6 protein-coding genes and 1 other annotated feature are annotated in these 6220 nt (G+C 44.5%); of the genes, 5 read left to right on the forward strand and 1 reads right to left on the reverse strand.

Annotated elements, in window-relative coordinates; all coding sequences use genetic code 11:
* The first annotated feature begins 295 nt into the window (after window positions 1–295).
* Window positions 296–1564 carry a glutamate carboxypeptidase gene (locus AC29Z1_RS11805; protein ID WP_488271663.1) on the forward strand — a complete coding sequence of 423 codons (1269 nt, stop codon included), beginning with the start codon at window positions 296–298 and terminating at the stop codon, window positions 1562–1564.
* Between the two features lie 69 nt (window positions 1565–1633).
* On the opposite strand, the gene AC29Z1_RS11810 is transcribed toward AC29Z1_RS11805, so the two are convergent.
* Window positions 1634–2527 carry a DMT family transporter gene (locus AC29Z1_RS11810; RefSeq protein WP_488271664.1) on the reverse strand — a complete coding sequence of 298 codons (894 nt, stop codon included), beginning with the start codon at window positions 2525–2527 and terminating at the stop codon, window positions 1634–1636.
* Between the two features lie 168 nt (window positions 2528–2695).
* Between AC29Z1_RS11810 and AC29Z1_RS11815 the strand changes: the two genes are divergently transcribed.
* The 4 genes from AC29Z1_RS11815 to AC29Z1_RS11830 form a co-directional block, all read left to right on the forward strand.
* Complete coding sequence (locus tag AC29Z1_RS11815; RefSeq protein ID WP_488271665.1) at window positions 2696–3424, forward strand: HAD family hydrolase; 729 nt, start codon at window positions 2696–2698, stop codon at window positions 3422–3424.
* A gap of 121 nt (window positions 3425–3545) precedes the next feature.
* Window positions 3546–3887 (forward strand) — a binding site (T-box leader).
* A gap of 44 nt (window positions 3888–3931) precedes the next feature.
* A complete protein-coding gene (gene trpD / locus AC29Z1_RS11820; RefSeq protein ID WP_488271666.1) occupies window positions 3932–4969 on the forward strand; it encodes an anthranilate phosphoribosyltransferase in 1038 nt (345 codons plus the stop codon).
* A gap of 32 nt (window positions 4970–5001) precedes the next feature.
* A complete protein-coding gene (locus tag AC29Z1_RS11825; protein WP_488271668.1) occupies window positions 5002–5637 on the forward strand; it encodes a phosphoribosylanthranilate isomerase in 636 nt (211 codons plus the stop codon).
* Window positions 5570–6220 (forward strand): indole-3-glycerol phosphate synthase TrpC (locus AC29Z1_RS11830; RefSeq protein ID WP_488271667.1); only part of this gene is annotated, 651 nt, incomplete at its 3' end. The genes AC29Z1_RS11825 and AC29Z1_RS11830, both read left to right, overlap by 68 nt.

Here is a 6220-nt window from a genome sequence, read left to right on the forward strand (position 1 = left end):
CAGATAATCATAATAAATAAAAAGGCTATCGACAATACTTTGTCGACAGCCTGGGCAAACCCTGGGAGGGTTTGCCTTTATTTTGTTCGTCATCAGAGATTATAACTAAATTTGGTTCATAAGAAACGATGAAGGCTTCTGTTTTTGCAAGCTGCCAGAAATTTTAGTAAACGGGAAATAGAGGAAATGGAAATGATTTGAAGAATTAACTTAGCAACAAAATTAGAGGGGAGGGATACTAACCTAAAAGGCTATTAGCTATTTACCCAATTATCTTAATTTGGAGGTGTGTTCAATGTCCTGGTTAATGAAACGGATAATTCCTGTAGTTATTATTACTTTAATGGTGGTAACGGTATTTTCTCCAACTGCGCTGGCGGCAGCAGCCAAAAATGAGGTTATTTACCAAAAGTGTGTGGAACATAAAGGACTGGTACTTGCCGATCTTGAGCAGTTTGTTAATATCGATACTGGCAGCGGGTATGAGCCTGGTCTGAAAAAGTTTCAGGGTTTGCTTATTGACCGGTTACGGGAATTAGGTGCTGAAGTTACCTATACTGAGGTAAACAAACCGCAGGCAGGTTATAACATTCAGGCAGTATTTCGCGGGACTGGTAAGGGCACGGCACTCATTTTGGCTCATGCTGATACAGTATATGCCGCTGGTACTGCTGAACAGCGCCCATTTACCACTGACGGTGTCAAGGCTTATGGTCCTGGAGTATCAGATGATAAAGGTGGAATAACCCTTGCTCTACATGCACTGGCTATTTTGCAAGAAACAGGGTTTAAAGATTATGACCGCATAACATTCTTGATTAATCCTGATGAAGAAAAAAGCTCGCTGGAGTCCAGGGATTTAATCATGCAGGCAGCCAAAGAACATACATATGCGCTATGTATGGAACCTGGAATTCCTGGAGATTATGTTATGAACTGGCGCAAGGGTATTGGGCGTCTGACCATGCAGGTAACAGGCCGTAATGCTCACGCCGGTATTGAACCGGAAAAAGGGCGTAATGCTACTCTGGAATTAGCTCACCAGATTACTCAGCTTTCTAACCTGGGAGATCCGGCTAAAATGACTTCCGTAAACTGGACATTATTGGATAAAACTAAAACACCTGTCAATGTAATACCTGATTTTGCTTGGGCACAGGCTGATGTTCGCGTGCTGTATCCGGAAGAGTATGATCGGATAATGAGAGATGCCAAGAAAATTTCGCAAACCCATTTAGTGCCTGGAACCAAAGTAGAATTTGATTTGTTCCGTGGTCGGCCACCATTTGCAAAAAATGATAAAACTGATAAGCTGGTGGCTCAGCTTCAAAAGATCTACCGCAATGAACTGGGTCTAACCTTAGGTGCTCAAGGTTCTGGCGGCGGTTCTGATGCCAACTATGCTGCTATTGCTGGTGCCATAGCAGTTGACGGACTGGGCATTGTTGGCGGCAACGACCATACGCCGGACGAATTTATTGAGATTAATAGCATTGTTCCACGCCTGTATTTGCTAACCCGTATTTTAATGGATATTGGCAGTGGTGCAGATGCCAACTGGTAAAAGATGTTGATTGAAATGATAAGTCCCGCATTTCGCAAGCACGGAATGCGGGACTTAAACTATTTTACCTTAGTTAGTAGCTTTTACCAACACTTTTGCATTTTGTTTTTTGGTAATATACAAACCAGTCAAAATTATCACTGCACCCAAAAACTGTAGCCAGCCGAAAGTCTCGCCCAGGAATAGATAGCTGGCACCAACCGCAAAAACTGGAGCTAAATTATTATAAAGGGATGCAATGGCACTGCCTACTTTGGAGGTTCCCCAAATCCAGAGACAGTTAGCCAAACAGAGCGGGAAAATTCCTGAATATAGTAGGCTGGCCCAGCCTGGCCAAGGGATTGTCTGCCAATCGACAGCAAGGATGGAGGGAAGGGAAGCAAGGGTAAAAAGACCGGTAGAGATAAGCAGAACATAGGTGGTAGTTTGATAGGCCGAATAGGTTGCAGACAATGGGCGAGAGAAAACGGTATAATAGCCATAACACACCTGAGCTGCTAACAATAGTAGTGCTCCTTGAATATGTTCTCCGTAAAAACTGATCTCATTGCCGGTTCCCATAACCATTAAGACTACCCCGAGCAAGGAGAGGACGATACCTTTGACAACCCCCCGATGGATGGCTTCAAAACGATGAATGTGATTGATCAAGGCTACACTGACAGGGAGGCATCCCAAGATGAGTGATGCATTACCCGCAGTAGTGAGCTGTAGTCCAAAGGTGAAAAATATTTGAAAAAAGAAGAACCCTAGGCTGGAAATATAGAGAGCCTGTTTATCTTCCGGGCGTAAGGGCACCCAGATGCACAGCCGGCGTAAAATCAGCCAGGCAACAGCTAGTGCTGCGAATAGACGGACTGCATTATAAGGCATTGGTGGTATATGAAGGAGACCGATTTTCATTACTGGTGAGTTTACTCCCCAAAGCAAAGCAACAAATGCTAGCACCAGATGTACCTGCATCTTCGAAACACCTCTAAGTCAAAGTATTTTATACATATACAATGAATTTCGTCAGATTCCTGCTAGCTTGTTAATAAAACCTAAGGACTAATCTTATGGTTGGCTTTCTGGACTTTTTTATGTTATATTGAATTGCAAATAAACAACGTTGAGGGAGTTTTTACCTATATGATAAAAAGTGTACTTTTTGACCTTGATGGAACCTTATTGCCGCTTGATCAGGATGCGTTTGTGCAGGCATACTTGAGACAATTAAGGGGATGGGTAGCGACTATTGCTGACAGCAAAACATTCATAAAGCAATTACTTGCTTCTACCGGGATTATGATTAATAACAAAGATAAAAGCAAAACCAACCAGCAGGTATTTTGGGAGGATTTTCTGCCTAATATCGGCATAAATGAGAATGTCCTTTTGTCAGTCATGGATGATTTTTATGAGAAAGGTTTTGCCGCGATAAAACCGATTACTAAAGCCAATGTGGCTGCTCGGCAGGCAGTTATTGCTGTAATGGAGCTTGGGTTAGACGTGGTGGTGGCTACTAACCCGATATTCCCTATAAGTGCTGTTAAGCAACGCATTGACTGGGCCGGATTAGGGGATATCACTTTTAAACATATTACTAGTTATGAATATTGCCATTTTTGTAAGCCAAACCCCGAATATTATGTAGAGGTAGCCGAACAGATTGGCCGGAAACCGGAAGAATGCTTAATGGTGGGGAATGATGTGGAAGAAGATTTAGTGGCAGCTACTATTGGCATGAAAACTTTTTTGGTAACCGATTGCTTGGTAAACACTAAAAAGTTAGATTTTACTGCCGACTATCAAGGAACATTACAGGAATTAGCAGCAAATATTGCAAATATCATTAAGATGGAGAATGGCTGGTGTTAGCGAATCTATACTATGCCAGTTTTGTGGGCTATTTTTTTAGTATATTTTTCAGTGTATACTGGAAAAATAATCTTGACAATACAAACAAAACGGGATACTATTACATTAAAGTTAAAATGTGTAAAATGCCATGAGCAGGACGAGTACATTTGTGTACTTTAGTTCAGCGAGCCGATGACCGGATTACCGGAGGTGTGATGATCGGTCTAAAGAGCAAGTGGAATGGACCTGTGAGCTGCTCACCGAAAGCACTAGGCAAGTAGGCTGGGACGGATGCCACCGTTAACAGGCTAGGGTATCGGATATTTTTGTCCCGTACCTGAAACAAGGGAAAGTGCAGATTTTCCAAAAAAGGGTGGTATCGCGGCCATTTCGCCCCTTGGGTGAAATGGCCTGTTTTATTTATCCTGGAATTCTGTATTTTCCAAATTAGGGTGGTACCGCGGACCATTTCGCCCCTATGGGTGAAATGGTCTGTTTATTTTATATAAGGAGGTAGGTTGGAATATGTTAAAGGACTATCTTTCACAGGCAGTTGCTTGTCAGCATTTTTCCCGTGAGGAAGCCAGAGATGCTATGCAGGTAATCATGTCAGGGCAGTGTAGTGAAGCCCAAATTGCCGCTTTTCTTACTGCTTTGCGCATGAAGGGCGAAACCAGTAGCGAAGTGGCCGGGTTTGCCGAGACCATGCGCAGTCAGGCCTTAAAGATAACATGTAATTCTCCAAAACTTATTGATACCTGCGGCACAGGTGGTGATCAACGCGGGACTTTTAACATTTCCACTGCGGTAGCCTTTGTGTTGGCAGGAGCTGGATTGAATGTGGCTAAACACGGCAATCGTGGTGTCTCCAGTTCCTGTGGCAGTGCTGATGTGCTAAAAGAACTAGGGATTGAGTTGGAGTTGCCACCGCAGGGAGTGGCAGAGGCGATTGATACCATTGGTGTCGGATTCATTTTCGCTCCATGTTTTCATCAGGCAATGAAGTACGCTGTCAATCCGCGGCGAGAGTTGGGGTTTAGGACAGTGTTTAATCTGCTTGGACCGTTAACCAATCCGGCAGGGGCTCATTGTCAGCTGATCGGGGTGTATGATCCGGCCTTGACCATCAAAATTGCCGAGGCGCTGGTCGAATTGGGAGTATCCCGGGCAATGGTCGTGCATAGTATGGACGGACTTGACGAAATATCAACAGCCATGCCTACAAAAGTGGCTGAAGTGAATAACGGTGAAATCAGCTCCTATGTCATTGACCCTAGCACTTATGGTTTTAGTCCTTGTACACAGGAGGCGTACCGGGGTGGTACTATCAAAGACAATGCTCAGATTATTCTCGATTTGCTAAACGGCAAGCAGGGCTTTAAACGTGATATTGTCCTGATAAATGCAGCAGCCGCTTTAGTGGTTGCTGAGGTGGCAGAAGATCTTAGGGAAGGCTTGGCCATCGCTGCACAAAGTATTGACTCTGGAGCGGCACTTTCTAAGCTAGTGGCGTTAAGGGAGTTTACTCAAAATTATCAAAGGGAGAGATTAGCATTATCATAAAAATTTGTGGTATCAGAACAATAGAGGCTGCGCTGGCCGCTTGTGAATTTGGCGCAGATTATATTGGCTTTGTGTTTGCGCCAAGCAAACGGCGCGTCACTACGGAGGAGGCCCAGAAAATTTCCTGCCAGATTTCGAATATGGGCAAGGTTGGCGTATTTGTTAATGCGCCGCTTAGCGAGGTGCAAGCGGTGGCGCGGGCATGCAAGCTGGATTACGTACAACTGCATGGTGATGAATCACCGGAGTATTGTCGTTTGGTTGGATACCCGGTAATCAAAGCTTTTAAAATTGTTTCAGGTTTTAGTTATACTGCTTTTTATGGCTATCAGACGGCTTGGACATTATTTGACAGCTTTTCTGCCAAAGAGCAAGGAGGTACAGGTACGGCTTTTGACTGGCAGGCAGCACAAGTCATAGCCAGACAAGCGCCCAGACCTCTCATGGTTGCTGGGGGTCTCACGCCGGAAAATGTGGCGCAAGCCATTAAAATTCTTCAGCCTGATGGCGTTGACGTATCAGGCGGGGTGGAAACAAACGGAATCAAAGATACTGAAAAAATCAAACGGTTCATTATTGCAGCCAAGGTGGGGAGTCGAGGTGCTCAACAAGATTGTAAACCAGACCAAACTGGCGGTCAGAGCGGCCAAAGAGTCGAAACCACTTGATGTTATCAAGCAAAATCTGGTCACAGGTATGTATACTTTTTCAGCGACAATTGCCAGCCATGAATGGTCACTCATTGCCGAATGCAAGTTAGCATCTCCGGCCAAAGGTACTTTGTGTTCTACCCATACGGTACCTGAGCTTGCCAAGATATTTGCTGCCCATGGGGCTAACGCGATATCGGTTCATACCAATGCCGCATTCCGCGGCAGTTTGGATGATATCTCCAAGGTCAAGCAGGTTGTCGCCTTGCCGGTATTGTGCAAAGAATTTATTGTTGACGAATACCAGATCTATGCCGCCCGGGCAGCCGGTGCTGATGCTGTATTACTGATTGCCGCTATATTGACTGAGGCTGAGTTAAAGCGTTTTTTGGCAGTTACGGCAGATTTAGGTATGGATGCGTTAGTAGAAGTTCATACTTTACCGGAATTAAACAGAGTACAGCAGACAGATGCCAAATTGATCGGCATTAACAACCGTAATCTGCGAACCTTTACTACCAATATTGCGCAGACGTTTGAACTGCTGCCTTATTGTGCATCAGGCCGCTTGGTTATCAGTGAAAGTGGTATTACGAACAAG

Source organism: Sporomusa sp., from assembly GCF_057736855.1.

What these genes read in the sequence shown, in the direction of transcription:
- AC29Z1_RS11815 (WP_488271665.1), top strand. Translation starts at nt 2,696, where the DNA reads ATGATAAAAAGTGTACTTTTTGACCTTGATGGAACCTTATTGCCGCTT.
- AC29Z1_RS11810 (WP_488271664.1), bottom strand. Translation starts at nt 2,527, where the DNA reads ATGCAGGTACATCTGGTGCTAGCATTTGTTGCTTTGCTTTGGGGAGTA.
- AC29Z1_RS11805 (WP_488271663.1), top strand. Translation starts at nt 296, where the DNA reads ATGTCCTGGTTAATGAAACGGATAATTCCTGTAGTTATTATTACTTTA.
- trpD (WP_488271666.1), top strand. Translation starts at nt 3,932, where the DNA reads ATGTTAAAGGACTATCTTTCACAGGCAGTTGCTTGTCAGCATTTTTCC.